At 65.2% G+C, this 2,509-nt stretch carries 2 protein-coding genes; both read left to right on the top strand.

Going from position 1 to position 2,509, the window contains the following annotated elements:
* The first annotated feature begins 194 nt into the window (after window positions 1-194).
* Window positions 195-1,709: an IS21 family transposase gene (gene istA, locus ABIB90_RS41485; protein ID WP_502918273.1), complete on the top strand. Its 1,515-nt coding sequence runs from the start codon at window positions 195-197 to the stop codon at window positions 1,707-1,709.
* The coding region (istB, locus tag ABIB90_RS41480) for an IS21-like element helper ATPase IstB (RefSeq protein WP_354202966.1) at window positions 1,706-2,509 on the top strand (804 nt) is incomplete at its 3' end. The genes istA and istB, both read left to right, overlap by 4 nt.

Below are 2,509 nucleotides of genomic sequence, written 5' to 3'. Positions count from 1 at the left end.
TGCGGCGCGGCAATCAGGATGGAAGTGCAGCGTCAATCAGGATGAGAGAGCTTCGCCGGGCTCGTGACGCAGGGAGGGCGTAGCCCGACCGGAGTTACGAGCCCGGCGACGGCGCGATCCGAGCGGACCGCGCCGTCTGGTGATCGCGGCTGGCCGGTGATGGATGGTTCTTCTCGCCAAAGAGGAATCACCCGTTGCCAGGCTGCCATGTCACCGATCACCAGATGAGGCTCTACATGAAGTTCCGTCAAACCAATTCGCCGCCAGAGGCGGCCGCGAAGGCGTCGTTCAGTTCGTCGACCGCTTATCGGCTCGAGAAGGATCTGCGCCTTCCGTCGCAAAAGAAGACACCGCGGCAAAGGCGCCGGCCGGATCCCTTGGCCAACGTCTTCGGCCTGGAGGTCGTGCCGATGCTGAAGGCGGCTCCCGGCGTGCGGCCCGTGGCCATCTTCGAGGAGATGCTCCGACGCCATCCTGAGCTGGGGGCTGGAATCCGCCGCACGCTCGAGCGCCGGATCCGCGCCTGGCGGGCGATCCACGGCGAGGAGCAGGAGGTCATCTTCCGCCAGACCCACGAAGTGGGCCAGGTCGGCCTGTCCGACTTCACCGATATGGGCGAGCTTGGGGTCGCCATCGCTGGCGTGCCGCTCGATCATCGCCTGTATCACTTCCGGTTGGCCTATTGCGGGTTTGAACACGCCCATGTCGTGCTCGGTGGCGAGAGCTTCGTCGCATTGGCCGAAGGGCTGCAGAATGCCCTGTGGTCGCTCGGTGGGGCACCGCGGGAGCATCGGACCGACAGCCTGTCGGCCGCCTTCTGCAATCTCGATCGCAATGCGAGGGACGATCTGACCAGGCGGTACGAGGACCTCTGCGCTCACTACGGCATGCGGCCTTCCCGCAACAATCGCGGCATCGCCCACGAGAACGGGGCGATCGAGAGCTCGCATGGCCATCTCAAGCGGACGATCGCCGATGCGCTGCTGTTGCGCGGCACTGCCGACTTCGATGATCTCGCCGCCTATCGCGGCTTCATCGACGAGATCGTCAGCCGCCGCAATGCCCGCAACGCCAAGCGGATCGACCACGAGCGCGCCATCCTGCAGGCGTTGCCAGATCGCCGCACCTCGGACTACGAGGAGGTGATTGTCCGCGTGACGTCAAGCGGCGGCTTCACCTTGCGCAAGGTGTTCTACACCGTGCCGTCGCGTTTGATCGGGCACCAACTGCGGGCGCGCCTTTACGACGATCGTCTCGACGTGTTCGTCGGCGGCACCCATCTCGTCACCCTGCCGCGTGGGCGGCCACATCCCAACGGCAAGCACGACCAGGTCGTCGATTATCGGCACGTGATCCATTCCTTGCGGCGCAAGCCAATGGCGCTGCTCAATCTCGTCTACCGTGATCGGCTGTTCCCGCGCGATGCCTATCGCCGAACCTTCGATTGCTTGCGCGAACGGCTGCCGGACAGGAAAGCCTGCCGGATCATGGTCGATCTGCTCGCACTGGCCCATGAGCGCGGCTGCGAGGCCGAACTCGCCGATCAGCTCGCGACCGAGCTTGATGCCGGCCGACTGCCCGACCTCAACCGGCTGCGCGCTTACTTCTCTCCCGATCCGGCCTGCGTGCCGCACGTCGTGGTGCAGCTCGCACCGCTCGCCACCTATGAGTGCCTCATCGGTGCCGGCGAGATCGGAGGTGCCGCATGAGCACGGCCAACACCATTGACACCGCGCGCCTCAATCTATTGCTCAACGAGTTGCGGCTGCCAGCCATCAAGGTGCTGTGGCCACAATTTGCCGAGCAGTCCGACAAGGAAGGCTGGCCGGCGGCCCGCTTCCTCGCCACCATTGCCGAGCACGAGATCGCCGAACGCGGCCGCCGCCGCGTCGAGCGTCATCTCGTCGAGGCGCGGCTGCCCGCTGGAAAGACCTTCGACAACTTCGACTTCGAGGCTGTGCCGATGATCTCCAAGGCACAGGTGACCGCGCTCGCCGCCGGCGATGGTTGGCTCGGCAAGGGCGCCAATCTGCTGCTGTTCGGCCCGCCCGGCGGCGGCAAGAGTCACTTGGCGGCAGCCATCGGCCTGGCCCTTATCGAGAACGGATGGCGCGTCCTCTTCACCCGCACCACCGATCTCGTCCAGAAGCTCCAGGTGGCGCGGCGCGAGCTCAATCTCGAGGCCGCCATCAGCCGCCTCGATCGCTTCGACCTCCTGATCTGCGATGATCTTGCCTACGTCACCAAGGACCAGGCCGAGACCAGCGTGCTGTTCGAGCTCATCAGCGCTCGCTACGAGCGGCGTTCCATGCTGATCACCGCCAATCAGCCCTTCGGAGAGTGGAACAGGGTCTTCCCGGATCCTGCTATGACGCTCGCCGCCATCGATCGCCTCGTTCACCACGCCACCATCATCGAGATGAACGTCGAAAGCTATCGCAGGCGCACCGCGCTCGAGCGGAAGCGTGGTCCAGGGCGACCATCCTCGCACGCGACACCAAAAACACTC

The sequence above is a fragment of the Bradyrhizobium sp. JR4.1 genome, from assembly GCF_040548605.1.
Taxonomy (GTDB): domain Bacteria; phylum Pseudomonadota; class Alphaproteobacteria; order Rhizobiales; family Xanthobacteraceae; genus Bradyrhizobium; species Bradyrhizobium canariense.
Note: the sequence above shows the minus strand (reverse complement) of the source record. Positions and strands in the feature narration are given on the sequence as shown.